The organism is Thiothrix eikelboomii (assembly GCF_900167255.1).
Taxonomy (GTDB): Bacteria; Pseudomonadota; Gammaproteobacteria; order Thiotrichales; family Thiotrichaceae; genus Thiolinea; species Thiolinea eikelboomii.
This window is the reverse complement of record NZ_FUYB01000010.1, coordinates 1-24,781: the sequence shown is the minus strand read 5'-3', so window position 1 is coordinate 24,781 and position 24,781 is coordinate 1. Positions and strand designations below refer to the sequence as shown.

Here is a 24,781-nt window from a genome sequence, read left to right as displayed (position 1 = left end):
GTGCTCGATTTTTACCAAAGTTTTACCTCTTCCTTTGTGATGAGCTTGTTTTTCCCCGGTATTGGTGAGCGAGTCTGTCAGTTGGTAGATGGAGGGATAATAAGAACGCAGCCAGCACAAACCCAGCAGATAGCCATAAACAGCCTTCTAACCCATAATGCTGATAAGACCAACCCGATAATAGAGTTCCTACTAAACGTCCGCCCGCATTTGCCATATAATAAAAGCCGACCTTTAGAGCCACTTTATCATAATCGGCATAAGCCAAAATAAGATAAGAATGCAGGGCTGAATTAATAGCAAATACCACCCCAAACACTAATAAACCCACCACCAGTATGATTTCTGCATCCGGTGCTTGCTGTAAGGCTAGTGCCATGCCGACTGGAATCAGAAGCAAAATAAAGGCCCATACTTGGGCATAGCGGGCACTTGGAGCCTTTTGCTGGATGTTTAATAAAACGGGAGTACTCGCTTGCACGAGTCCATAACCAATGACCCATGCAGCCATAAAACTTCCCACTTGCATGACGGTCCAACCTAGTACCCCGACCATGAAAACGGGTACAGCCACTACAAACCAGACATCACGTGCACCGAATAAGAAAAATCGGGCAGCTGATAACCAATTAATAGCTGCATTATTGGAAAAGACTTGAGTGAATTTGGGTTTATCTTTGGCTTTACCTAAGTTGCTAGGTAATAACAGGAAGGTTAAAACAGTGACTGCCAATAAAATCAGGGCGAGTACGGCAAGGGCTAACTGAAAACCCAAGGTTTGTAACAATACTGCGCCTAGAAAAAAACCGGCGCCTTTGAGTGCATTCTTTGAACCCGTCAATAGCGCGACCCACTTGAACAAACGCGCCTTGGCATCGTTGGGAACTAAGGTTTTCACACTCGCTTTGGCCGACATTTTGTTTAAGTCTTTAGCAATACCCGAAAGGGCTTGTGCCAACATCACATAAGGTACAGATAGCCATTGAGTGGGTATCAACATAGCTAAGGCTATCACCTGCATGAGCATACCTAAATACAGGGTCAGGTTGAGTCCTAAGCGGGCAGCCAACCAACCGCCTACTAAGTTGGTAACAATACCGAAAAATTCGTAGAACAAGAACAGCATGGCGACTTGGAAGGGTGAATAACCCAATTGGTGAAAATACAGAACCACCAACATCCGAATAGCACCATCGGTTAGTGTGAAGGCCCAATAACCTCCAGTCACTGTTAGATAGTTGCGTAAATCAATATTCATCCTAAGCTGGCTGCTATTTTAGCGGTTAATTCTACCATGCGGTTCATATAGCCCCATTCGTTGTCATACCAGGCGTAAATTTTTACCTGAGTACCATCAATCACCATCGTCGAGGGGGCATCAATAATGGCCGAGAGCGGGTTGCCTTTATAATCGACTGACACTAAAGGTCGTTCTTCATAGCCTAAAATCCCCTTGAGATAGCTAGTAGACGCCTCTTTAAGATAGTCATTCACCTCCTCTACCGTAACGACTCGCTCTGCTTCAAATACAAAGTCAGTGAGAGAGGCATTCAGCAGCGGAATACGCACCGCATGACCATTCAGTTTACCTTGGAGTTCTGGAAAAATTTTGGTGATTGCTTTAGCGGAACCAGTCGTGGTGGGGATCATGGACTCACCACACGCTCGTGCACGCCGTAAATCTTTGTGGCCTTTGTCGACAATCGTTTGAGTGTTGGTGATATTGTGCAAAGTAGTCATACAGCCATGTTTAATACCGATTTTTTCATGCATAACCTTCACAATGGGCGCAAGGCAGTTCGTCGTGCAAGAGGCGGCTGTTAGTAAATGATGTTCTTCGGCTTTATACCAATCATCATTCACACCATAGACGATATTTAAAGCACCTTCCACGGGGGCTGCAACAATGACTTTTTTGACGCCTTGCTCAAAATAGGCTTGCAACTGTTCAGGTTTACGAAACTTACCTGTGCACTCCCACACGAGATCACAACCTGACCAGTCAGTCTCAGCAATATCTTTATTCGAGGTATAAGTGATCGCGGTGTTGTCAATGCGTAAATTGGTTTCATCCGCACTACAATCGAATGGCCAAGTTCCTTGTACTGAATCAAACTTTAATAAATGCGCTGAAGTGGCTGCATTACCCGCAATTTCATTGATCTGTTTAAAGCAGAAGGCGGAATCAGCCCAAGCAACCCGCACACCTAACCTGCCCATTCGTCCAAAACCATTAATGCCTATGTTTACCATGATCCAGATCTCGAAGTCGAAAGTAGAAGGCAGATTATATTCGATTTATCGTATATATAGAAATGCGTATATTAAAGATATTTACCATTCTTTACCGAAGCCTTACTGAACCTTTACCGAAGCCTTACCGCTTCTTTATGACTGAAAACAGCCATTTTCATACACTGATCCCAACAAGACGAGGCCAGCAGTGAATCACCCAAGCCAAGTTAAGTTAGTCCAAGAGGACAGAACCCATTTATCTGATTCGATTTGTTGTAAGGAGTACGGTCATGAAAGCAAAATTAATGATGGCAGCTGTATTAGGCTCTTTAGTGTTAGGTGCAGCAGGTAATGCAGTCGCATGGAATCCTTGGAGTGCTTGGTATCCTACCAAATGGGAAGCTGAGCAATCCGCAGTCAGCAGTTGTAAGAGCCACTATGGTTATGCTTGTGTGGTCTATGAATGCCAAAAGCGTTATTACAATTACGACTATCAATGGCGTTGTGCCGCTAAGCAACAAGCCTATCATGCGCCTAGCCACCACTACAGACCTCATTATTCTTATTAATTAAAACATGATAACTTAAACGAGTAAGCTGCTGTGGTGTGGCTTACTCGACAAAACCTCGCCCCGGTAGGATCTAGTGCGCCGAGTTCAGAAGATAAGTATTTCCCCAGAAGGTTTAGGCTGCTACAATAGCCGCCTTTTTAGCAACCTAACTTAATCTGGAGCTTTGGACGATGTCTCTGAATGCAGAACAAAAAGCGGCAATCGTAGCTGATTATCGCCAGTCAGATACTGACACCGGGTCGCCGGAAGTGCAAGTGGCGCTGTTAACCGCCAATATTAAGCACCTCACCGACCATTTCGCTAACCACAAGAAAGATCATCATTCCCGTCGTGGTATGTTGAGAATGGTTAATCAACGCCGTAAATTGCTCGACTATCTCAAGGGTAAAGATCTAGCGCGTTATCAAACCCTGATCGAACGCTTGGGCTTGCGTCGCTAAGCCGATGCAGCAAAAACACCGCAAATTCTGCGGTGTTTTTGTTTGCGCTATTCTTAATTAACTATTATTAACTAATATTTGTCGTCATGCAGGAAGGTTGTTTACAGCAATTTTATTGCAGAATTGCTGTAAACAGCCTGCCCGTGACCGTTCGTAACTTCCTTAAATTTAAAACAATAGGCTGAATATTTTTTATGGCAAAAGTGACCAAAACCTTCCAATATGGCCAGCACACTGTGCGGATCGAAACGGGTGAAATTGCTCGTCAAGCAAGTACCGCAGTGATCGTTAGCATGGATGAAACCGTACTCTTAGTCACCGCAGTGGCAGAACGCCAAGCCCGTCCAGGTCGTGATTTCTTCCCACTCACCGTTAATTATCAAGAAAAATTCTACGCTGCTGGCCGTATTCCGGGTGGCTTCTTCAAGCGTGAAGCGCGGCCAACCGAAGAGGAAACCTTAATTGCACGCTTAATTGACCGCCCGATTCGTCCGCTTTTCCCTGAGGGCTTCACCAATGAAGTACAAGTGGTTGCCACGGTCATTTCTTTAAATCCGAATGTATCACCGGATATTCCAGCGATGCTCGGTGCTTCGGCTGCCTTAAAGATTTGTGGTATCCCTTTCCAAGGTCCGATCGGGGCAGCGCGGGTGGGTTATATCAACAATCAATATGTGTTGAACCCCTCTCCGACTGAAATCGAAGGTTCTGCCTTAGATTTAGTGGTCGCGGGTACGAATGATGCCGTGTTGATGGTGGAATCTGAAGCGAAATTGCTCAGTGAAGAAGTCATGCTCGGTGCAGTAGTCTATGGCCACGAGCAAATGCAAGTAGCGATCAATGCGATTAATGAAATGGCAACAGAAGTCGGTAATCCAGCTTGGGTTTGGGCTGCTCCTGAGGCCAATCAAGCCTTAGTAGAGGGTTTGGCTACCCATGCAGAAGCCGCTTTAGTCGATGCTTTCCAAATCGCAGACAAACAAGAACGCTATGCACGGGTGGATGAAATTCTCGCTGCAGCCAAAGAACAGTTACTTCCTAAAGAAGAAAATGTGGTGGGTCCCAGTGAAGAAGAGCTGCGGGTTGAGTTCAAAAACTTAGAAAAGAAAGTGGTACGTGGTCGGATTTTAGAAGGTAAGCCACGGATTGATGGTCGTGATCTGCAAACGGTGCGCCCGATTACAGTACGAGTAGGGGTCTTACCCCGTGCGCATGGTTCAGCTTTATTCACTCGTGGTGAAACTCAGGCTTTAGTTATTACGACTTTAGGCACTGAGCGCGATGCGCAAGTGATTGATGCCATTGCCGGTGAATACAAAGACCCGTTTATGTTCCATTATAATTTCCCTCCGTATAGCGTCGGCGAAGTCGGCATGATTGGTTCACCCAAACGGCGGGAAATCGGGCATGGTCGTTTAGCCAAACGGGGTGTCAAAGCGACGATTCCAGCAATGGAAGATTTTCCTTATGTGATTCGTTGTGTGTCTGAAATCACCGAGTCGAATGGTTCAAGTTCGATGGCCAGCGTCTGTGGTAGCTCTTTAGCCTTGATGGATGCCGGTGTACCGGTGTCTGAACCCGTGGCAGGGATTGCAATGGGCTTGATTAAAGACGGTGAGCGCTTTGCCGTGTTAACGGATATTTTGGGTGATGAAGATCACTTAGGCGATATGGATTTCAAAGTCGCGGGTTCACGGAATGGCATTACTGCCTTGCAAATGGACATTAAAATCAATGGCATTACTCGGGAAATCATGGAGCGTGCTTTAGAGCAAGCCAAAGCCGGGCGCTTATTCATTCTAGGCGAAATGGAAAAGGTGATTTCTGAGCCACGGGGCGAGTTATCTGATTACGCGCCACGCTATGTCACTTTAAAGATTAATCCAGAAAAGATTCGTGAAGTCATTGGGAAAGGTGGCGAAACCATTCGTGGTATTACCGAAGCCTCAGGTGCGACGATTGATATTAGTGATGATGGCTTTATTAAAATTGCCGCTGTCGATGCCGCAGCTGCACATAAAGCGAAAGCGATGATTGAAGCGATTACTGCTGAGGTCGAGTTGAATAAGATTTATGAAGGCAAAGTGGCAAGAATTATGGACTTCGGTGCTTTTGTCACGATTCTGCCGGGTAAGGATGGTTTATTGCATATCTCTCAAATCAGCCAAGAGCGTGTTGAAAAGGTCACTGATTTTGTGAATGTGGGTGATGTGGTAAAGGTTAAGGTGATTGAAATTGATCGCCAAGGCCGGATGCGTTTAAGCATGAAAGACGCTGTATAGCCAATCTTGATTACTCGCTCAGGCGAGCTAGCCTAAAGTAAAAGCCCCTGATTGGGGCTTTTACTCTTAGCGTAAAACTTTAAAACTTAAGTATTGCGAGAAGCTTGATCTGCCGCTTCTTCGGCCTGATCGGCGAGTTGGCTAGCAGCTTCTTTAGTCGTATCGACGGCATCGACCGCCATGTCTTTAGCTGCGTCTGCGACATCTTCTGCTTGATCAGCAGCGTCGCTGGCGGCTTCCTTAGTAGCTTCTACAGCATCGGCTGCCATGTCTTTAGCTTCTGCAGCGGCTGCTTCAGCTTGATCAGCAACGTCGCTGGCGGCTTCCTTAGTAGCTTCTACAGCATCGGCCGCCATGTCTTTAGCTTCTGCAGCGGCTGCTTCAGCTTGATCAGCAACGTCGCTAGCGGCTTCCTTAGTAGCTTCTACAGCATCGGCCGCAGTTTCTTTGGCTGAGTCTGCTAAATCAGCCGCCTTATCACGGGCTTCCTCTGCTTGTTCACTGATGCTATCCATTAAGTCCGAAGCTTTATCGGATACGGTATCAAATAACTCCTCAGCACCTTCTTTAGCGTCTTGTAGTAACTCAGTGGCTTTTTCTTTCAACTTATCTAGCATAGAGACTCTCCATAGCAATGCCTAACAGGGGGGATAGAAGCACTCAATAAAGTAGTATTTAGATAGTTCATTGGCACTCATACCGTTTGTATATAGGCTAGCTAGGAGTCATTAGCAAATGATATTAGGTTGATAATGGTAATTAAATTTTCAAGGCCTCGACGAGGGCATGCCGGATACTTGTTTGCATGATAGGATCAGTAATCATCGTTTCTTCATCACGAGTCGTGATATAGAAAATATCCTCAGCCTGCTCACCTAAAGTGGTAATACGTGCATTGTGTACCCGCACTCCAGCTTGATCGAGAGCCTCCCCCACTCGAGACAGCAAACCCGGCATATCCCCTGTACTGACTTCCATAATGGTGAGGTTTTTATCGGCTTGCTGGCGGAAGTTGATGCGAGTTGGCACATCGAAATTACGCAAAATACGTGGTGGACGATGTTGGCGAACTTGGAATTGTGCGCGCTGTAAATTACGCTGCATGACCTCTACAATATGCTTTTGATCCGCTAAATCATCTAGAATTTTATTATCAGGGCCGAGAATATGTAGAGTATACAAGTCAAAGCCATTTTCTTCGACCGAAACAATCCGTGCTTGGACGATATTTAGATTTAATTGTTCGAGCGTGGAAACGACTCGAGTAAATAAATCCGGTGAGTCAGGACTATAAATGAAAATAATATTACTACTGCCAGAAATGGTTGCACGCATTTTTACTAAGGGTAAATCACTCGGCTCAGTATTGAGGATATTCTGTGCATGCCAACAAATAGATTCTACAGAGTGCTGTAATAAATAATCTTCACCCAAATTTTTCCAAAGCTTGAGACAAGCTTGCTCACTAAAGCCCTGATGTGTTAAATACTCTAAGGCTGAATTGCGTTTTTGGGCAATAATCGAGCCAGATTTTTCTGAAGCAGGTAAGCGTTGATTGAGTAAATTACGAGTACTTAAATACAACTCGGTGAGCAGTGACCGTTTCCAACTATTCCAAAGCTTGGGATTAGTACCTTTAATATCCGCAATGGTGAGTAGAAATAAATAATCTAAGCGGTTTTGGGCAATAATTTGTGCTGCGAACTCTTCGACTACTACAGGGTCGCTAATGTCTTTACGTTGTGCAGTCACACTCATGAGCAAATGCTTTTGCACTAACCAACTTACTAAAGACGCATCATGTACATTTAAGCCATGCTCACGGCAAAACTCATAAGCATCGACTGAGCCTAACTCAGAGTGATCCCCGCCACGTCCTTTAGCAATATCATGAAAGAGTGCAGCTAAATAAAGAATTTCCGGTTTTTGTAAGCGCTTAAAGATTTCACTGCACATCGGAAATTCAGCCGCACCTTTTTCGGTGCTATAGCGGCGCACATTACTAATCACAAACAGTGTATGTTCATCAACCGTATAAGCATGAAATAAGTCGTATTGCATTCGTCCGACAATATTGGCGAAAGCGGGTAAATAAGCGGCTAAAATCCCGTAGCGATTCATCAGGCGGAGTACAAAAGTAATCCCACTAGGTTGACGCAGAATCTGCATAAAGATTTGTCGATGCCAAGCTTGTTGCCGGAAGCCTGAATCCATGCGATGGAGATTGCTGCGCATCAAACGAATCGTTGCTGGATCAAGGCCAGTGACCCCTGGGGTATTTTGCAGAAATAGAAAAATTTCTAATAAAGCTGTCGGGTAGAGCGTGAAGGTATCGAGGGAGTTAACTGCTAATAAATTGCCGCGTTTTTCGTACCATTCGCCCACCATAATCGGTTGTGGCTGTTTATCAATCGCTAATTTGACGCGGAGAACGCCCATTAGCACATCAGTTAAACGCTCTAATTCAGTGATACTTTTATAATAGCGCTGCATAAATGCTTCGACCGCTTCATTGCGCTGCTCTGCAGCATAACCAAAGGTTTTAGCGAGAGTATGCTGATAGTCGAATAACAGCCGATCTTCTTTGCGCCCGGTAATGGTATGTAGAACAAAGCGAATTCCCCATAAAAAGGCACGCCCCTCACGTAGGCATTCATACTCGTTTTGATCCAGTAAGCGATGTTCATGCAATTCTGATAGTGAAAGATGGCCATATTCACGCTCAATGATCCAGCCAATCATGTGAATATCCCGTAAACCACCCGGCCCTTCTTTTAAATTAGGTTCGACTCGATACGCGGTATCACCAAAACGTAAGTAGCGCGCCTTTTGTTCTTCTAGTTTAGCCAGAAAAAAGCTCCGGCTATCCCACATATTTTCTGGGCTAATACCCGCACGCATTTGATGATATAAGTCACGACTACCGGCTAACAGCCGTGCCTCAATTAAATTCGTGATCACCGTTAAATCAGTGTGTGCTGTGTGTAAGCATTCGTCGAGGGTACGCACGCTATGCCCCACTTCAAGCCCCATATCCCATAAAAAAGTTAAGAAATGAGAAATACGGTCTTGAGCAAGTGCATCGGGTGCTTGATGGAGCAGAATTAATAAATCGACATCTGAAGCGGGGTGTAATTCTTTGCGCCCGTAGCCGCCGACAGCGATTAAAGCTGCTTCTGATACATTAAATCCGGTTTGTTGCCAGCGCTCTTGTAAAATGACATCAATCAGCCCAGCATGATAATAAAGCAGTGAGCGAATCGGGTATTTTTCCAGAAAATAACCCGCTAAGCGCTTACGAGCTTCTTTGAGAAAGCCTGCATAATCGCTAGGCTTTAACGTTGACGAAGTACTGGTTTTAAATTCTTGATAGTGATCGAGTAACGGATTCAAACGTGTGTCAGTATTCATTTTAATTTGAGTTTTGCCCGTAAACGCTCTAACCAGCCATCTTCTTCAGGGCGTAAGGTCAGAATTTCAAAGCCATCCTGAGTCACCAGTACGGTATGTTCCCATTGGGCGGATAGTTTGTGGTCTTTGGTGACGGCCGTCCACTGATCTGGCAGGATTTTTAAGTCAGGTTTGCCTTGATTAATCATTGGCTCAATCGTAAAGATCATCCCTGCTTGCATGACCTCGCCTTTGCCAGCTTTACCATAATGCAGAATTTGTGGGTCTTCATGGAATTTAGCACCAATGCCATGCCCACAAAATTCACGCACTACAGAGTAGTAATGTTTCTCTGCATGTTGCTGAATCGCGGCACCAATATCACCTAAACTCGCACCCGGTTTAACCGTCAGAATGCCTAAATACATGCATTCTTGGGTGATTTCCGCAAGGCGTGCAGCGGGAACGGTAGGTGTACCCACTTGAAACATTTTACTGGTATCACCGTGATAGCCATCTTTAAGCACAGTAATATCAATATTGACTGAATCCCCCTTCTTCAAGACTTTATCGCTGGGGATACCGTGGCAGATTTGATGATTGACGGAGGTACAAATCGACTTAGGAAAAGGCGGTGTGCCATAACCTAAGGGGGCTGGAATCCCGCCTTGTACCTGCACAATATACTCGTGGCAAATATCATTAAGCTCGCCCGTGGTCACACCGGGTTTCACATAAGGTCCAATCATATCGAGCACTTCGGCAGCTAGACGGCCAGCGAGGCGCATTTTTTCAATTTCTTCGGGTGTTTTTATGGAGATGGCCATCTGTTCTATATTCCAAAGTAGCACTTAAAGGCGAATCATGGTATAAAGCGCACGCCTTTTTGGCAAACAAGATTAACAAGATTATTTTTATACTTGTAATTATTTAATCCACACACGTATCGACACAAGCTATCAAGGGTGCTTAAGTTTAGTACAACGCTTAAAACTTGAGTCAGTGGTTTGGGATACGTGGAGGCCTAACCCAAATCAGGAGATTTACATGCCTAAAGTGACTATGCGTCAAATGCTGGAAGCGGGTGTCCATTTCGGTCACCAAACTCGTTACTGGAACCCTAAAATGGGTCCGTATATTTTCGGCGAACGCAACAAAATTCATATCGTTAACCTCGAGCTGACCCTGCCTATGTTCAATGATGCCATGAATTTCATTGGCAAATTGGCTTCACGTGGTGGCCGGATCATGTTCGTTGGTACGAAGCGTTCTGCACGTGATGCTGTGCGTGAGGCCGCCCAATCTTGCAAAATGCCTTATGTTAACTATCGCTGGTTAGGCGGTATGTTGACTAACTTCAAAACGGTTAAGCAGTCGATTCGTCGTTTGAAAGAATTAGAAAAAATGTCTGATGACGGCAGCATTGAGCGCTTAAACAAAAAAGAAGTTCTGATGCTTAAGCGTGAGCAAGAAAAGTTAGAGCGTAGCCTCGGCGGTATTAAAGAAATGAAAGGCTTACCCGATGCGATTTTCGTCATCGACGTGGGTTATGAAAAAATTGCTATTCAAGAAGCGAAAAAGTTAGGTATTCCTGTCATCGGGGTAGTGGATACTAATAACTCGCTCAAAGACGTGGATTATGTCATTCCGGGGAATGATGATGCGATTCGTGCCATTCAATTGTATGTATCAGCGGCAGCTGATGCCGTCAAAGAAGGTCATGCTTCAGCTGCGGTGTCAGGTGTTGATTTATCTGAGCCTGCTGAGGAAGAGGTCGAAGAAGTCGCGGTGGCTGCTGAGCTTGATGACAGCGCTGACGAGGCATAATCCTGCTTAGCTTATTAGATGGAATTTAGGAGTCTAGTAATGACAATTACTGCGGCAATGGTAAAAGACCTGCGTGAGCGTACTGGCGCAGGCATGATGGAGTGCAAAAAAGCACTGGCTGAAACCCAAGGTGACATCGAAGCAGCGATCGACTTAATGCGCAAATCAGGCGCATTAAAGGCGGAAAAGAAATCAGGTCGGATCGCGGCTGAAGGTCGGGTGGTGATTACTTTAAATGCGGATCAAACTAAAGCAGCTTTAGTTGAAATCAACAGTGAAACAGACTTTGTAGCTAAAGATACTAATTTCATTGAGTTTGCTGAAGCCGTTGCTGCTGCGGTATTGAGCAGTGGTGTGACTGATCCAAGCGCTTTGGCTAATGTAGCCTTAGCGAGTGGTCAAACAGTGGAAGAAGCACGCGCTGCTTTGATTGCAAAAATCGGTGAAAATATTCAAGTTCGCCGTGCTCAGTTGATTGAGGCGGGTGATGGTCATCTCGCTACTTATCTGCACAGCAATAATAAGATCGGTGTGGTTGTCGTTTACACCGGCGCAGATGCTGAGCTAGGTAAAGATTTAGCCATGCATGTTGCTTGGAATAACCCTGCTGGTTTAGACGAGTCTAGTGTTCCCGCTGAGCGCATTGCCCGTGAGCGTGATATTCAATTGGATATTGTTATGCAAACGGGTAAACCCCGCGACATTGCTGAAAAGATGTTAGAAGGCAAAATGCGTAAATTCTTGTCTGAGTTAACTTTATTAGGACAAGCCTTTGTTAAAGACTCAGCAGTGACAGTTGCACAATTGTTGAAAAACAAAAATGCCTCGGTTACAAGCTTTGCACGCTTCGAAGCGGGTGAAGGGATCGAGAAAAAGCAAGAAAACTTCGCTGAAGAAGTTGCCGCTCAAGCGCGTCAAGCTGGTTAAAGCGCCGTTTAAGTGATTAAGATCAGGGGCAACATGGTTGCCCCTTTTTCTTTTCATCTGTATAAATACGCCATCTTTAAGTTCTGGAAATTTTCAGCATGAACACCGCACCACGCCGAATTCTTCTTAAGCTTAGCGGCGAAGCTTTAATGGGGGATCTAGACTCGGGTATTGATCCTACTATTTTAAAACGGGTGGCAACAGAAATCCTTGAAGTGCGCGCCTTAGGGGTACAAGTCGCTTTAGTGATCGGTGGTGGCAATCTATTTCGTGGTGCTACCTTAGCTGCTGCTGGTATGGATCGGGTGCGTGGCGATCAAATGGGGATGCTTGCAACGGTCATGAATGCCCTTGCCATGCAAGATCAGCTGGAGCAATTGGGTGGTTCTTGTCGCGTCCTGCCTGCTTTGGCTATTGCTCAAGTCGGTGAGGCTTACTCAGCCCATCAAGCGCGTCGTTATTTAGAGCAAGGTGAGGTGGTTATTTGTGCCGCTGGCACCGGTAATCCCTTTTTCACGACCGATACTGCAGCCAGTTTACGCGCCGTCGAGTTGCAAGCTGATTTATTGCTGAAAGCGACTAAAGTAGATGGTATCTATACGGCTGATCCCAAAAAGCATCCAACAGCGGTGCGCTATGAGCAATTATCGTTTGATGAAGCGATTGCTAAGCAGTTAGGGGTGATGGATTTAACTGCGATGGTGATGTGTCGTGATAACCAATTACCATTGCGAGTGTTTGATATGTTTGCTGCAGGTGCACTTCATGCGATTGTCCGTGGTGAGCCTGTGGGTACTCTAGTAGAGGTTTAAGAAATGATTAGCGATATTATGAAAAGTGCGGAATCCCGCATGCAGAAAAGTATTGAATCCTTAAAGAACGAATTAACTAAAATTCGTACTGGTCGTGCACATCCTAGTTTGTTAGATCATATTAGCGTGGATTATTACGGCAGCATGATGGCTTTAAGCCAAGTCGCCAATATTGCGATTGAAGATGCGCGCACTTTAAGCATCACGCCTTGGGAAAAGCCGATGGTCGCGGTGATTGAGAAAGCGATTCTGAAATCGGATCTAGGTTTAAATCCAGCAGTTGCAGGCACGGTGATTCGCGTGCCAGTTCCCGCATTAACTGAAGAACGGCGGCGTGATTTGGTTAAAGTCGTTAAGAATGAAGCAGAAGGCGCGCGCGTGGCGATTCGAAATATTCGGCGCGATGCTAATGGCGAGCTGAAGGCGTTGGAAAAGGATAAAACCATTTCTGAGGATGAAGAGCGCCGTGCAGAAGACAATGTGCAAAAACTCACCGATAAATATATCAAAGAAGTAGAAGCCGTCTTTGAGAAGAAAGAAAAGGATCTGATGGCTATCTAATGGTTGTGGAGCTGGCACATGCAAGTTGAAGCAAAAGCCGTTCCTCGGCATGTTGCCATTGTGATGGACGGCAATGGGCGCTGGGCTAAAGCACGCTTTATGCCCCGCTTAATTGGGCATCAACGGGGTGTTGAGGCAGTTCGTAGAGTGATTCGCGCCTGTAATCAGGCCGGAGTGGAGTGCCTCACCTTATTTGCGTTTAGCAGTGAAAATTGGAAGCGCCCTATTGAAGAAGTGAATGGCTTAATGTCGCTATTCATGTTGGTCTTGGAGCGGGAAACCGCAGGCTTAATTCGCCATCAGGTGCGGATGCGCTTTATCGGTGATCGTTCGGCATTCTCAAGTTCTTTGCAAGAAAAGATTACTCATGTAGAGCAGCAAACCGGGCATTGCAAGGGCATGGTGTTATTCATTGCCGCGAATTATGGTGGGCGTTGGGATATTTTGCAGGCTACTCAAAAAATAGCTGCAAAGGTAGCCAAGGGCGAGTTAAGCGCTCAGCAAGTGACGGAGCGTGATTTAGATCAGGAAATGTCAACCTTTGGTTTACCTGAACCTGATTTATTCATTCGCACCGGAGGGGAACAGCGGATTAGTAATTTCTTACTCTGGCAATTAGCTTATACTGAACTGTATTTCACCGATAAATTGTGGCCAGAGTTTGATGAGCCAGCCTTGCAAGACGCTTTTAATGCCTATGCACATCGGCAAAGGCGCTTTGGGATGACGAGTGAGCAAATCCAAGGTCCGCCAGGAGATTCGCATGCTTAAACAACGCATAATCACGGGGCTTATTCTTGCTATCTTGGTGTCCTTAGCGATTTTCTGGTTGCCTAATGCTGTTTTCGATCAGTTGGCACTCTTGATTATCGTCGGCTTAGGGAGTTGGGAGTGGGCGGGATTAACGGGTTTTACGCATCAACGGACTCGTTTAGCGGCGGTGGGGTTTAATCTGCTGCTGGCGGAATTGATTTTTTTCCTCCAACCCTCGCTGCTCTTAGTGCTATGCATCAGTTTGATCGCTTGGGGATTTATTTTATTTCTATTATATCGCTATCAACCGACAACGCTTGATTATCAGCAGCGACCTTGGCTATTACCGAGTCTAGGGGTAGTGGTTTTAATTAGCTCTTGGTATGCACTCACTTATTTACATGCCCTGCATTATGCATATGTATTTTACCTGATTAGCTTAATTGCCTTCGCTGATATAGCGGCTTATTTCTCGGGTAAGCGTTTTGGGAAGCATAAGCTAGCGCCTAGTTTAAGCCCCGGCAAAACTCGTGAAGGTGCTATGGGGGCGCTGGTGGTGACTTTGCTATGGTCTTGTATCGGTGCGTTGTTTACGGACTTAAGTCTCGGTGGCGGACTGGTTTTTATTGGTTTTTCAATGCTAGCGGTGGTGATGTCCATTGCCGGCGATTTATTTGAAAGTCTGATTAAACGCCAAGCAGGTGCGAAGGATAGTGGGAATTTATTACCCGGACATGGCGGGATTTTAGATCGTATAGATAGTTTATTAGCAGCGATTCCGATTTTAACCCTAGGTCTTTTTGTAATCGGTAGATTTTAAGGCATGAGTTTAAAAGCACTAACTATTTTAGGTTCTACCGGTAGCATTGGGGCGAGTACTCTTGCGGTCGTGCAGCGTCACCCTAATCGGTTTCGAGTCTTTGCTTTAACAGCTCAGCACAATGTTGAAGCTATGCTGGTACAGTGTTTGGCGTATAAGCCGCGTTATGCCGTTATGCTGAATGAGCAAGCTGCCGAGCAATTAGCGGGTCGTTTAAAAGCAGTTGATGTTGAGACCGAAGTACTCGCGGGTCCGGCGGCCTTAGCACAAGTGGCAGCTCATCCTGATACCGATTATGTGATGGCAGCTATTGTGGGGGCAGCTGGCTTGTTGCCTAGCTTAGCGGCTGCTCGGGCGGGTAAGCGAGTCTTGCTGGCAAATAAAGAAGCTTTAGTCATGTCTGGGCGGCTCTTCATGGATGCAATCCGTGAGTCTAAGGCGGAGTTATTGCCGATTGATAGTGAGCATAATGCGATTTTTCAGTGCTTACCCTCGCAAGGGGGGAAACAGGGGGTCGAGCGGATTTTATTAACCGCTTCAGGTGGTCCGTTTCGTCAACGCCCCTTAGCTGATTTATATACCGTTACACCTGAGCAAGCGATAGCTCACCCAAATTGGTCGATGGGGCAAAAGATTTCGGTCGATTCGGCGACCTTGATGAATAAAGGTTTAGAGGTGATTGAGGCAAGCTGGCTATTTGCCAGCCCCCTCGAGCAGATTGAAGTCGTCGTGCATCCACAGAGTACCGTGCACTCGATGGTGGCCTATAATGATGGTTCAGTACTAGCCCAATTGGGGAATCCTGATATGCGCACGCCAATTGCCTATGCGTTGGCTTGGCCTGAGCGGATAGAGTCAGGTGTCGCACCGCTTGATTTATTTGCTATCGCCCGTTTAGATTTCGAAAAACCAGATCTTGCACGCTTTCCTTGTTTAGAGCTGGCCTATGAGGCGCATGCTCGAGGTGGGTTTGCGACCATTGCTTTGAATGCCGCGAATGAAGTTGCCGTGCAAGCCTTCTTAGAACGACGTATCGGTTTCATGGATATTCCACGTTTGATCCGCGATGTGATGAAATTAGCGGATGCAGGGACTCCTGTGCAACTTGAGGATATGATTATTCAGGATCAGGTAAGCCGTAGCGCTTCATCATCTTGGATAAAAAATAATACAGCGCTATGAACTTACAAAACTTGCTGATCATTCTCCCGGCCTTTTTGCTCACTATTGGTATTTTAGTGACCGTGCATGAGTTTGGCCATTTCTGGGTTGCCCGTCGCCTTGGGGTGAAGGTCCTACGATTTTCGGTGGGCTTTGGCAAGCCTCTTTGGACTTATGTCTCACCTAAAGATCAAACCGAATATGTGATTGCTGCCCTGCCTTTGGGGGGCTATGTCAAGATGCTCGATGAGCGTGAAGGCAAGGTTGCACCCGAAGAGCTTGATCGAGCGTTTAATCGCCAATCGGTATGGACTCGGATCGCGGTGGTTGCTGCAGGGCCGGTGGCTAATTTTATTTTAGCAATTTTGATTTATTTCCTCGTGTTTAGTGTGACAGGTAATCCGGCCATGCATCCGTTGGTTAAGCCTTTAGCCAATACCCCTGCGGCCGTCGCGGGTTTCCAACCCGGCGATAAAATTACCCAAATCAATGAACGTCCCGTGACGACGTTTGAAGAAACGGCGATGACTTTAGTTGAGGAGTATTTATCTACTAAAACCATTACAGTCCAAGTCGAAACCCAACAAGCTAAGCTCGCTGAGCGGACTTTGGATTTAACAAATACGCCGCTATTTAAAGAAGAAAATGATGTGTTGTCCAAGGTTGGTTTAGAGCCTTGGTCACCGAAACTGGATCTAGTGCTGGGGCAGATCTTGCCAAATTCACCCGCAGAGCAAGCAGGTCTGCAGCCTAAAGATAAGGTCTTGGCGGCAGATGGTCATAAGCCTGAAACTGCCGAGGCATTTATTAAATACATTCAGCAGCATGCCAATCAACCGATTACCTTGCAAGTGGAACGAACTTCTGGTGTCAGTGAGCTGGTTGTCACACCTGCTTTAAAAGAAAAGGATGGCAAACCAGTTGGGCAGATTGGTGCAGGGGTTGGTGAGCGTGTACCGCCTGAGCTTTTATCGAGTTTACAATTTACCCAGCGCCTTGGTTTAGTGGATTCAGTCACTAAAAGTATTGAAAAAACTTGGCAAATGTCGTTGGTGACGCTGAAGTTAATGGGGCGGATGTTGACGGGTGAAGTGTCCCTGAAAAATATTAGTGGTCCGGTGACGATTGCCAAATATTCGGGTGAAACGGCCTCAGCGGGTTTGCCTTATTATTTAGGCTTTTTAGCGGTCGTTAGTATTAGCTTGGGTGTTTTGAATTTATTGCCGATTCCAATGTTGGATGGTGGGCATCTGCTGTATTATGTGATTGAAATTGTTAAAGGTAGCCCAGTATCGCCTCGTATTGAGGAATATGGATTGCGATTTGGCATGGCTGTGGTGGGGTGCATCATGGTGCTTGCGGTGTATAACGACATTATGCGGTTAATGAACTAATGAAAAAACAAACACTTTCTTGGACCATCGTCAGTAGCTTGTTAGCAGCATCCCAGGCAGCTTGGGCTGCTAGTTTTGTGGTGCAAGATATTCAAGTCAGTGGCCTAGATCGTGTGGCACAGGCAACTGTCCTCAATTATTTGCCCGCCCGGGTCGGGCAAGCTTTTGATGATAATCGTTCAGCGGCTGCGATTCGTGCATTATATGACACGGGCTTATTTGATGATGTACAGCTAGCCCGTCAAGGCGATGTCTTGGTGGTGACGGTTGTTGAGCGCCCTACGATTGGTGAGATCAATATTAGCGGCAATTCCAAGCTGCCCACTGAGCAGCTGTTGCAAGCGCTGAAAGCCGCCAATGTCGGTAAGGGCGATATGCTGGATAAAGCAGCTTTGTTGAAAATGCAGCGTGAATTAGAAGCTCAATATCTGACAATGGGGCATTATGGTGTCAAGGTTGATACCACGATTGAGCCACTCGCAAATAATCGGGCCAAAGTGAATATCGCGGTTAAAGAGGGCGGCATTGCACGGATTAAACAGGTCAAAATTGTCGGGAATAAAGCATTTTCCGAGCAAGAACTCTTATCGCAATTAGAGCTAGGTACGCCACGTACTCTATCCATTCCCATGCTCAGTAGCCGTGATAAGTTTGCTAAAGAAAAATTAGTCGGCGATTTAGAGGCTTTGAATTCTTTCTATCGTGACCGTGGCTATTTGAATTTTGAAATTGTTTCCACGCAAGTTTCACTCACTCCCGATAAGCAAGGGGTTTTTATCACCATCAGTGTCAATGAAGGTGATCAATATAAAATTGGCACGGTGGATGTCTATGGTGTCGAGCGCTTAACTAAGCAGCAAGTCCAAGACTCTATGAAACTGCGTCAGGGTGAGGTTTTCTCTCAAAAAGCTTTAGAAGAAAGTCGTAAAAACTTATCGACTTATTTGGGTGAGCAGGGCTATGCCTTTTCCAAAATTGGTGCGAAACCGGATATTGATGAAGCGCGCAAGATTGTAAATATCAGTTTAAATGTGGATAGTGGTAAACGTACTTATGTCCGCCGGATTAATATTCGCGGTAATAATCGCACTAAAGATGAAGTCTATCGTCGTGAGTTACGCCAATTAGAAAGCTCATGGTTTGCCGCTGAGCAACTTGAGCGCTCCAAAGTGCGTTTACAGCGTTTACCCTATGTTGAAGAGGTGCGGATTACCACTGAGCCAGTGGCGGGTACACCGGATCAGGTTGATTTGAATGTAATTGTTAGTGAGCGCTCTTCCAATCAATTCCGCATTGGGGCGGGGTATTCACAGTCACAAGGTTTACTGGTTAATTTAGCGGTCACCCAAGATAATTTTATGGGAACGGGTAAGCAGCTAGAAGTTAATATTGATAACAGTGAGTCGAATCGTAATTTTCTGATTTCTTATGATAATCCTTATTATACCCCTGAGGGTTTGAGTCGCGGCTTTAGTATTTATTACAACGAGTACGATGCTGAAGCGGAGGATATTTCTGCTTATGCCTCGGATAAGTTTGGGGCAAATGTCAAATTTGCTTTTCCTTTGAGTGAAAATGATTCGGTTAGTTTTACCGCTGGGGCTGAGCAACGCAAGATTATTCTAGGTACTGCTCCTGCCGATCACATTAAAGAATTTACCGATAAGCATGGTTTAGAATATAAGCAATTGCCGTTAACTCTCAGCTATGTACACGATACCCGCAATCGCAGTATTTTCCCGAATGCAGGTCAACGTCATCGCCTCTCGATTCAAAGTGCTCTACCGGGGAGTGATTTGCAATACACGAAATTTGCTTATGATGGTGCTTTCTATAAAGCGATTACCGATGATGTGACCTTCTCGCTGAAAGCTAAAGTTGCGGTGGGCAAAGGGCAGGGTGATTTAGACGGTCTACCTTTCTTTGAAAAATACACCGCCGGTGGCATTCGTTCGGTTCGTGGTTATGAGCAGAATAGTTTAGGGCCTTTAGATTCAAAAGGTGATGCCAAAGGGGGAGATGCTTTATTGACAACTACGGCTGAAGTGCTCTTCCCTATGCCCTTAGCATCCGATGTGAAAAGTGTCAAAATGAGTGCTTTCGTGGATGCGGGTAATGTGTTCGATACTAGCGATAATTTTGACTCAGCTGAGATACGTTATTCAGCCGGTTTAGGGGTGGTTTGGTTATCACCGATTGGTCCTTTTGAAGTGAGCTATGCTAAGCCATTGAATGCAAAGGATGGGGATAAAGAGCAAAGTTTACAGTTTAGTATTGGTGCCTCCTTCTAATGAGGTGCTGATCCAAGGATTAGGATAATTAACTGTGCTGCATTTAAGGCTGCTGGTCTTATTACTGAGTTTATTCACAAGTTCTGGGTGGGCGGAAGATCCGATTCCACCTTATCGCATTGCTGTGGTGAATTTAGTGAAAGTCTTAGAGCAAGCACCGCAAGCAGCCGCTGAGGGTAAGCGGTTAGAGTCTTTATTTGCAGCCCGTGAAACCGCACTCGCTCAAGAGCAGCTTGAGTTGCAGCGGGCGCGTGAGACTTTGCAATCCACAGGGGATGTATTGCCAGAGGCACAACGAGTGCAACGCGAACGCGAACTGCGTACTCTAGAGCGGGATTACAGTCGTAAGCAAGAAGACTTGCGTGAGGAAATTCGCTTTGCCAAAGATGCTGCTTTAGAAAAAGTGCAAGAACAAGTTGAGCAAGCGGTTGAGGCCGTCCGTGCCGAAGGACAGATTGATATTGTGTTTCGAGAAAGCAATTATATCGTAGCCAGTGCTCGTGTGAATTTAACCGATAAGGTTTTAGCCTATTTACAGCAGCAGTTCGATAGCGCCAAAGCAGTGGTGGATACCGATGGCGCTAATGAATCTAATCCGACGAAACCCGCCAGCGGAGAGTAAGCATGAGCAAAACTTGGACGTTAGCAGAGCTTGCCGCTGCCACTCAAACTCAAATTCAGGGGCAGGCTAACAAGCTGATTCACGCAGTCGCCTCAATTGAGCACGCGCAAGCCCAAGAGCTTAGTTATATCCGTGATCGCAAATATGTTCATCTGTTGCCTACCTCTAAAGCAGGCGCTTTGATTTTGACGGCTGATTTAGCCGCCCACTATCAGGGGGATGCCCTGATTAGTACTAATCCTTATTTGACGTATGCCCGTGTTGTCACCCTCTTTAATCCGATGGTTCGCCCTGCGGCAGGGATTCACCCAAGTGCAGTGATTGCTGAGGATGTAGAACTCGGTGAAGGCGTGCATATCGGCGCTCATGCCGTCTTAGAGGCCGGTGTGCGCGTGGGGGCAGAAACTGTCATTGGGGCTGGCTGTGTTTTAGGGACTAAAGTTAAGCTCGGTGCACACTCCTTGCTGTACCCAAAGGTGGTTTTGTACAGCGATACTGAAATAGGTGATCGTGCGCTGATCCATTCAGGTGCTGTGATCGGTGCTGACGGTTTCGGGTTTGTGCCTGAAGCAGCAGGGTGGTATAAAATACCACAAGTCGGCAATGTGGTTATTGGTGATGATGTAGAAATCGGTGCTAATACCTGTATCGACCGTGCTGCAATGGGGAGTACGCGCATTGGCAACGGTGTCAAATTAGATAACCATATTCATCTGGCACACAATGTCCAGATTGGTGATCATACGGTGATTGCGGGTTGTACGGGGATTGCTGGCAGTGCGCGGATTGGTAGCCATTGCCAAATTTCGGGGATGTGTTCGATTGCTGGGCATTTAACGATTGCAGATCGAGTTATTATCACGGGGACTAGTTTTGTCATCAATTCGATTACTGAGCCGGGGGTCTATTCTTCGGGTGTGACGGTTGAAGAGCATAGCTTATGGCGTAAAAATGCAGTACGTTTCCGGCAGTTAGATCAAATGGCAAGACGCTTAGCTAAGCTCGAAAAACAATTAGCTGAGCTACAAAAGAATAAGGATTAGGCTTTATGTCCGTCATGACTGTGAATGAAATCAAAAATTTTCTTCCGCATCGCTATCCCTTTTTATTGGTCGATCGAGTCCTTGAGTTAGAAGAGGGACGTTATATTAAGGCAATTAAAAATGTAACTGCCAATGAGCCATTTTTTAATGGTCATTTTCCCAATAAACCGATTATGCCGGGGGTGCTGATTATTGAAGCAATGGCACAATCCACCGGCTTATTAGGCTTTCGCACCATGAGTGCTGAGCCACAACCCAATACCTTGTATATGCTCGTAGCAGTCGATAAGGCTCGCTTTAAACGCCAAGTAGAGCCGGGTGATCAGCTGCTATTAGAAGCTGAAATCGTTAAGAAAAAAGGCATTATGTGGGTATTCAATACCAAAGCAACGGTCGATGGCGAATTAGTCGCCTCAGCCGAATTGATCTGTGCGGCTAAAGAAGGTGCGATTTGATTCACCCCACGGCTATTATTCATCCTACGGCTCAACTGGCGGACGAGGTTGAAATCGGGGCTTATAGCCTGATTGGTGAGCAAGTGACGATTGGTCGTGGTACTCGTGTGGCTTCTCATGTGGTGATTGACGGCCCTACGCGCATTGGTGAGGATAATCATATTTTTCAATTCGCCTCAGTAGGGGCGATGCCACAAGATAAAAAATACCAAGGTGAGCCGACTGAGCTGATTATTGGTGACCGCAATGTGCTGCGCGAAGGCTGTACCTTGAACCGTGGCACGGTGCAAGATCAAGGCAAAACCGTGATTGGTCACGATAACTGGATTATGGCTTATGTGCATATCGCCCATGATTGTATCGTCGGAAATCATACCGTGTTTGCAAATAGTGCCACCTTGGCAGGCCATGTCGAAGTGCGTGATTATGCGATTCTGGGTGGTTTTACCTTGGTGCATCAGTTTTGTACGATTGGCGAATATGCCTTTACCGGAATGGGCAGTGCGATTGGTAAAGATGTGCCACCGTATACGATGGCCAATGGTGCACCTGCAGTACCGCGTGGAATTAATGCTGAAGGTTTAAAGCGCAATGGTTTCTCACCTGAAGCAATTCAGCGGATTAAAGACAGCTATCGTTTGCTCTATCGTCAACAAATTACGTTGAAAGAGGCACTCCTGCAATTAGAGGCTGAATATGGTGAATTTGCCGATATTCAGTGTTTGATTGAATTTGTTCAAGCCAGTCAACGCGGTGTGATTCGCTAAGTTATGCAACGTATTGCGATTATTGCAGGTGAAGCTTCAGGTGATTTACTCGCCGCTCGTTTAATCCTCGCCTTAAAGCAAATGCAGCCTGATTTAGTGTTTGAGGGGATTGCGGGCCCTGAAATGCAAGCCGCTGGTTGTACGAGTTTATTTCCGCTAGACAAGCTTTCCGTGATGGGCTTGGTCGAGGTTTTGAAGGATTTACCGGCTTTATTGTCAATCCGACGGCAATTAAAACAGCGTTGGCTTGAGACACCCCCCGATTTGTTTATTGGGGTGGATGCACCGGATTTTAATTTACCCTTAGCGGCTAGTTTACATGCAGAGGGTATTCCTACCGTTCATTATGTTAGCCCCTCCATTTGGGCTTGGCGTGAAGGGCGCGTTAAAAAAATTCAAGGCAAGATTGACTTGATGTTGACCTTATTCCCCTTTGAAGTGGATTTTTATAAAAAACATCAAGTCCCCGCCCAATTTGTCGGACATCCTTTAGCAGACGAATTGTCTTTTGCGGCTAAAGCCAGTACAGCGCGCCAGCGACTGGGTTTAGCACGGGATCAACCAGTGTTAGGGATTCTACCCGGCAGTCGAACCAAGGAAATCCAAGCATTGGGGGCGGTATTTATACAAACCGCGCAAATCTTAAAGCTGAAATATCCTGATTTACAACTGGTTCTTCCAACGGTACGGGCTGATTTAAAAGCGCGGTTGCAAACGATTCAACAGCAAGTCGCTCCTGAGCTACCCGTGACTTATGTAGAGGGGCAGTCACGTGTAGTTATGCAAGCTGCTGACTATCTTTTAATGGCTTCGGGTACTGCGGTATTAGAGGGGATGCTTTCAGGGCGTTTAATGGTCGCTGCTTATCGAGTATCGCCCATTACTTGGTGGCTGATTCATACCTTTAAACTGGCAAAGGTTAACTATGTCACCCTGCCAAATAATTTAGCGGGTGAAGAACTAGTCCCTGAATTGCTCCAAGATCGAGCGAATCCACCTGAATTAGCCGCAGCGCTTGAAAGTTTGATGCACATAGCCCCTGAGCGCAAAGCTTATTTACTCGAGCGTTTTAAAGCGTTGCAGCTGCAATTACGTGGTGATGCCAGTAATCATGCGGCTAAAGCCATCTTGGAACGATTCACATGAGTTCATTGCAGTTAATTGCAGGTGTCGATGAAGTAGGACGTGGCCCTTTAGCCGGTGCAGTGGTTGCTGCTGCTGTCATTCTTGATCCGGCTCAACCGATTGAAGGTTTAGCCGATTCCAAAAAACTGTCGGCTAAAAAGCGCGAAGCTTTAGCCGCTGAAATTCGCTTAAAAGCCTTGGCTTGGAGTTTAGGTCGTGCTGAAGTCGAGGAAATTGATCGGCTCAATATTCTGCAAGCCACCTTTTTAGCGATGCAACGTGCACTGGAAGGCTTAGCTATTCAACCTGATCAAGTTCTGATTGACGGTAATCGTTGTCCTAACATCAACTATGCTATGCAAGCGATTATCGGTGGGGATGCCCTTATTCCCGCGATCAGTGCCGCTTCTATTTTAGCCAAAGTAAGCCGCGATGCTGAATTAGTACGCTTAGATCAATTATATCCTGCTTATGGTTTCGCCCAACACAAGGGTTATCCGACCCCCTTGCATTTAAATGCCATTCGTCAATATGGTGTTCTACCCATTCATCGCCGCTCTTTCAAACCCATTAAAATTCTCTTCCAAAACTAATTCTGCTTGTCAACCATTTATTTTTGATTCTTCCCCGCTTGTCCTATTAGCTTTGGATGTTTGTAGCACTGTCCGCTACAAATGCTTCTGACAGCGATCAACAAGACCAAACAAGGACGAAGTGCTCGGTTAAATGCTTCACATGGATTGCTGCATAGCGTGACTAGATCAAAAACGCAGAGCTATATAGACGAGTTTAAAAAAAGCTTTGCCATGTTAAATGAGTGTTTAGGAGAATCAAATAATGACACTTTCTGTGAATAATAATACAAGTAATACTACTAGTACTCAGGGTTCGACTGGTACTACCGCAACCACTAACTATACGGGTGGCGGCGCTCTTGATTTTGCTTCTTTATTGTCCGGTGGTGGCACTTCTCAGTTCCAAATGCTGTCCTTAATGATCACATTGATCATGCAGTTACTGCAAAGTGTTCAAGGCCAAGGCGGTTCTAACCACGGTGGTTGCAATACTTGTGGCGGTGGTGGCCATAATCATGGCTCTCAAGGCGCACAAGGCTCTCAGGGTGCTCAAGGCTCTACAGGTAATACAGGTTCACAAGGCTCGCAAGGTAATGCAGGGACTAACGGAACTAATGGTGCTCAAGGTGCACAGGGTTCACAAGGTAATGCAGGGACTAACGGAACTAATGGTGCTCAAGGTGCTAAAGGCGACACAGGTAATACTGGTGCACAAGGTTCTAAAGGCGA

Annotated in this window: 23 protein-coding genes and 1 pseudogene; 19 read left to right on the top strand and 5 right to left on the bottom strand. The window is 46.0% G+C overall.

Annotated elements, in window-relative coordinates:
- Positions 1 to 22 precede the first annotated feature (22 nt).
- On the bottom strand, positions 23 to 1,258 hold the full coding sequence (gene arsJ / locus B5D50_RS11070) for an organoarsenical effux MFS transporter ArsJ (RefSeq protein ID WP_078922712.1): 1,236 nt from the start codon (positions 1,256 to 1,258) through the stop codon (positions 23 to 25).
- Complete coding sequence (locus tag B5D50_RS11065) at positions 1,255 to 2,256, bottom strand: ArsJ-associated glyceraldehyde-3-phosphate dehydrogenase (protein WP_078922711.1); 1,002 nt, start codon at positions 2,254 to 2,256, stop codon at positions 1,255 to 1,257. Before B5D50_RS11065 ends, arsJ begins: the two co-directional genes overlap by 4 nt.
- Before the next feature lie 269 nt (positions 2,257 to 2,525).
- On the opposite strand from B5D50_RS11065, the gene B5D50_RS11060 reads away from it, so the two are divergent.
- The 3 genes from B5D50_RS11060 (at position 2,526) to pnp (ending at position 5,529) form a co-directional block, all read left to right on the top strand.
- The gene (locus B5D50_RS11060; RefSeq protein ID WP_078922710.1) at positions 2,526 to 2,804 is read left to right on the top strand and encodes a hypothetical protein; all 279 of its coding nucleotides are present in this window, start codon (positions 2,526 to 2,528) and stop codon (positions 2,802 to 2,804) included.
- Between the two features lie 173 nt (positions 2,805 to 2,977).
- Positions 2,978 to 3,247: a 30S ribosomal protein S15 gene (gene rpsO / locus B5D50_RS11055; RefSeq protein WP_078922709.1), complete on the top strand. Its 270-nt coding sequence runs from the start codon at positions 2,978 to 2,980 to the stop codon at positions 3,245 to 3,247.
- A 194-nt stretch (positions 3,248 to 3,441) separates the two neighbouring features.
- Complete coding sequence (gene pnp / locus B5D50_RS11050; RefSeq protein WP_078922708.1) at positions 3,442 to 5,529, top strand: polyribonucleotide nucleotidyltransferase; 2,088 nt, start codon at positions 3,442 to 3,444, stop codon at positions 5,527 to 5,529.
- An 86-nt stretch (positions 5,530 to 5,615) separates the two neighbouring features.
- On the opposite strand, the gene B5D50_RS11045 is transcribed toward pnp, so the two are convergent.
- From B5D50_RS11045 to map, 3 genes are all read right to left on the bottom strand, one after another.
- Positions 5,616 to 6,146 carry a hypothetical protein gene (locus B5D50_RS11045; protein WP_078922707.1) on the bottom strand — a complete coding sequence of 177 codons (531 nt, stop codon included), beginning with the start codon at positions 6,144 to 6,146 and terminating at the stop codon, positions 5,616 to 5,618.
- Positions 6,147 to 6,288: 142 nt separating this feature from the next.
- Positions 6,289 to 8,940 carry a [protein-PII] uridylyltransferase gene (gene glnD, locus B5D50_RS11040; protein ID WP_078922706.1) on the bottom strand — a complete coding sequence of 884 codons (2,652 nt, stop codon included), beginning with the start codon at positions 8,938 to 8,940 and terminating at the stop codon, positions 6,289 to 6,291.
- On the bottom strand, positions 8,937 to 9,746 hold the full coding sequence (gene map / locus B5D50_RS11035) for a type I methionyl aminopeptidase (RefSeq protein ID WP_078922705.1): 810 nt from the start codon (positions 9,744 to 9,746) through the stop codon (positions 8,937 to 8,939). Before map ends, glnD begins: the two co-directional genes overlap by 4 nt.
- 220 nt (positions 9,747 to 9,966) lie before the next feature.
- On the opposite strand from map, the gene rpsB reads away from it, so the two are divergent.
- The 16 genes and pseudogenes from rpsB to B5D50_RS10955 all read left to right on the top strand — a co-directional run.
- Positions 9,967 to 10,746: a 30S ribosomal protein S2 gene (gene rpsB, locus B5D50_RS11030; RefSeq protein ID WP_078922704.1), complete on the top strand. Its 780-nt coding sequence runs from the start codon at positions 9,967 to 9,969 to the stop codon at positions 10,744 to 10,746.
- Between the two features lie 39 nt (positions 10,747 to 10,785).
- Complete coding sequence (gene tsf / locus B5D50_RS11025) at positions 10,786 to 11,673, top strand: translation elongation factor Ts (RefSeq protein ID WP_078922703.1); 888 nt, start codon at positions 10,786 to 10,788, stop codon at positions 11,671 to 11,673.
- A gap of 98 nt (positions 11,674 to 11,771) precedes the next feature.
- Positions 11,772 to 12,485, top strand: a complete 714-nt coding sequence (gene pyrH / locus B5D50_RS11020) for a UMP kinase (RefSeq protein WP_078922702.1) — start codon at positions 11,772 to 11,774, stop codon at positions 12,483 to 12,485.
- Positions 12,486 to 12,488: 3 nt separating this feature from the next.
- Entirely contained in the window at positions 12,489 to 13,046 is a 558-nt protein-coding gene (gene frr, locus B5D50_RS11015; protein WP_078922701.1) for a ribosome recycling factor, read from the top strand.
- Positions 13,047 to 13,064: 18 nt separating this feature from the next.
- Positions 13,065 to 13,817: an isoprenyl transferase gene (locus tag B5D50_RS11010; RefSeq protein WP_078922700.1), complete on the top strand. Its 753-nt coding sequence runs from the start codon at positions 13,065 to 13,067 to the stop codon at positions 13,815 to 13,817.
- Positions 13,810 to 14,619: a phosphatidate cytidylyltransferase gene (locus B5D50_RS11005; protein ID WP_078922699.1), complete on the top strand. Its 810-nt coding sequence runs from the start codon at positions 13,810 to 13,812 to the stop codon at positions 14,617 to 14,619. The genes B5D50_RS11010 and B5D50_RS11005 overlap by 8 nt, the downstream gene beginning before the upstream one ends.
- Positions 14,620 to 14,622: 3 nt before the next feature.
- Positions 14,623 to 15,801: a 1-deoxy-D-xylulose-5-phosphate reductoisomerase gene (gene ispC / locus B5D50_RS11000; RefSeq protein ID WP_078922698.1), complete on the top strand. Its 1,179-nt coding sequence runs from the start codon at positions 14,623 to 14,625 to the stop codon at positions 15,799 to 15,801.
- On the top strand, positions 15,798 to 17,174 hold the full coding sequence (gene rseP, locus B5D50_RS10995) for an RIP metalloprotease RseP (RefSeq protein WP_078922697.1): 1,377 nt from the start codon (positions 15,798 to 15,800) through the stop codon (positions 17,172 to 17,174). The genes ispC and rseP overlap by 4 nt, the downstream gene beginning before the upstream one ends.
- Positions 17,174 to 19,465 carry an outer membrane protein assembly factor BamA gene (gene bamA / locus B5D50_RS10990; RefSeq protein ID WP_078922696.1) on the top strand — a complete coding sequence of 764 codons (2,292 nt, stop codon included), beginning with the start codon at positions 17,174 to 17,176 and terminating at the stop codon, positions 19,463 to 19,465. The genes rseP and bamA overlap by 1 nt, the downstream gene beginning before the upstream one ends.
- 34 nt (positions 19,466 to 19,499) lie before the next feature.
- Positions 19,500 to 20,087 carry an OmpH/Skp family outer membrane protein gene (locus B5D50_RS10985; protein ID WP_078922695.1) on the top strand — a complete coding sequence of 196 codons (588 nt, stop codon included), beginning with the start codon at positions 19,500 to 19,502 and terminating at the stop codon, positions 20,085 to 20,087.
- A 2-nt stretch (positions 20,088 to 20,089) separates the two neighbouring features.
- On the top strand, positions 20,090 to 21,130 hold the full coding sequence (gene lpxD, locus B5D50_RS10980) for a UDP-3-O-(3-hydroxymyristoyl)glucosamine N-acyltransferase (RefSeq protein WP_078922694.1): 1,041 nt from the start codon (positions 20,090 to 20,092) through the stop codon (positions 21,128 to 21,130).
- A gap of 5 nt (positions 21,131 to 21,135) precedes the next feature.
- Positions 21,136 to 21,585, top strand: coding sequence for a 3-hydroxyacyl-ACP dehydratase FabZ (gene fabZ, locus B5D50_RS10975; RefSeq protein WP_078922693.1), 450 nt, complete (start codon positions 21,136 to 21,138; stop codon positions 21,583 to 21,585).
- On the top strand, positions 21,582 to 22,352 hold the full coding sequence (lpxA, locus tag B5D50_RS10970; RefSeq protein WP_078922692.1) for an acyl-ACP--UDP-N-acetylglucosamine O-acyltransferase: 771 nt from the start codon (positions 21,582 to 21,584) through the stop codon (positions 22,350 to 22,352). The genes fabZ and lpxA overlap by 4 nt, the downstream gene beginning before the upstream one ends.
- 3 nt (positions 22,353 to 22,355) lie before the next feature.
- A complete protein-coding gene (lpxB, locus tag B5D50_RS10965) occupies positions 22,356 to 23,498 on the top strand; it encodes a lipid-A-disaccharide synthase (RefSeq protein ID WP_078922691.1) in 1,143 nt (380 codons plus the stop codon).
- Entirely contained in the window at positions 23,495 to 24,070 is a 576-nt protein-coding gene (rnhB, locus tag B5D50_RS10960; RefSeq protein WP_078922690.1) for a ribonuclease HII, read from the top strand. Before lpxB ends, rnhB begins: the two co-directional genes overlap by 4 nt.
- A gap of 244 nt (positions 24,071 to 24,314) precedes the next feature.
- Positions 24,315 to 24,781, top strand: a pseudogene (locus tag B5D50_RS10955) (collagen-like protein); the annotation flags it as partial.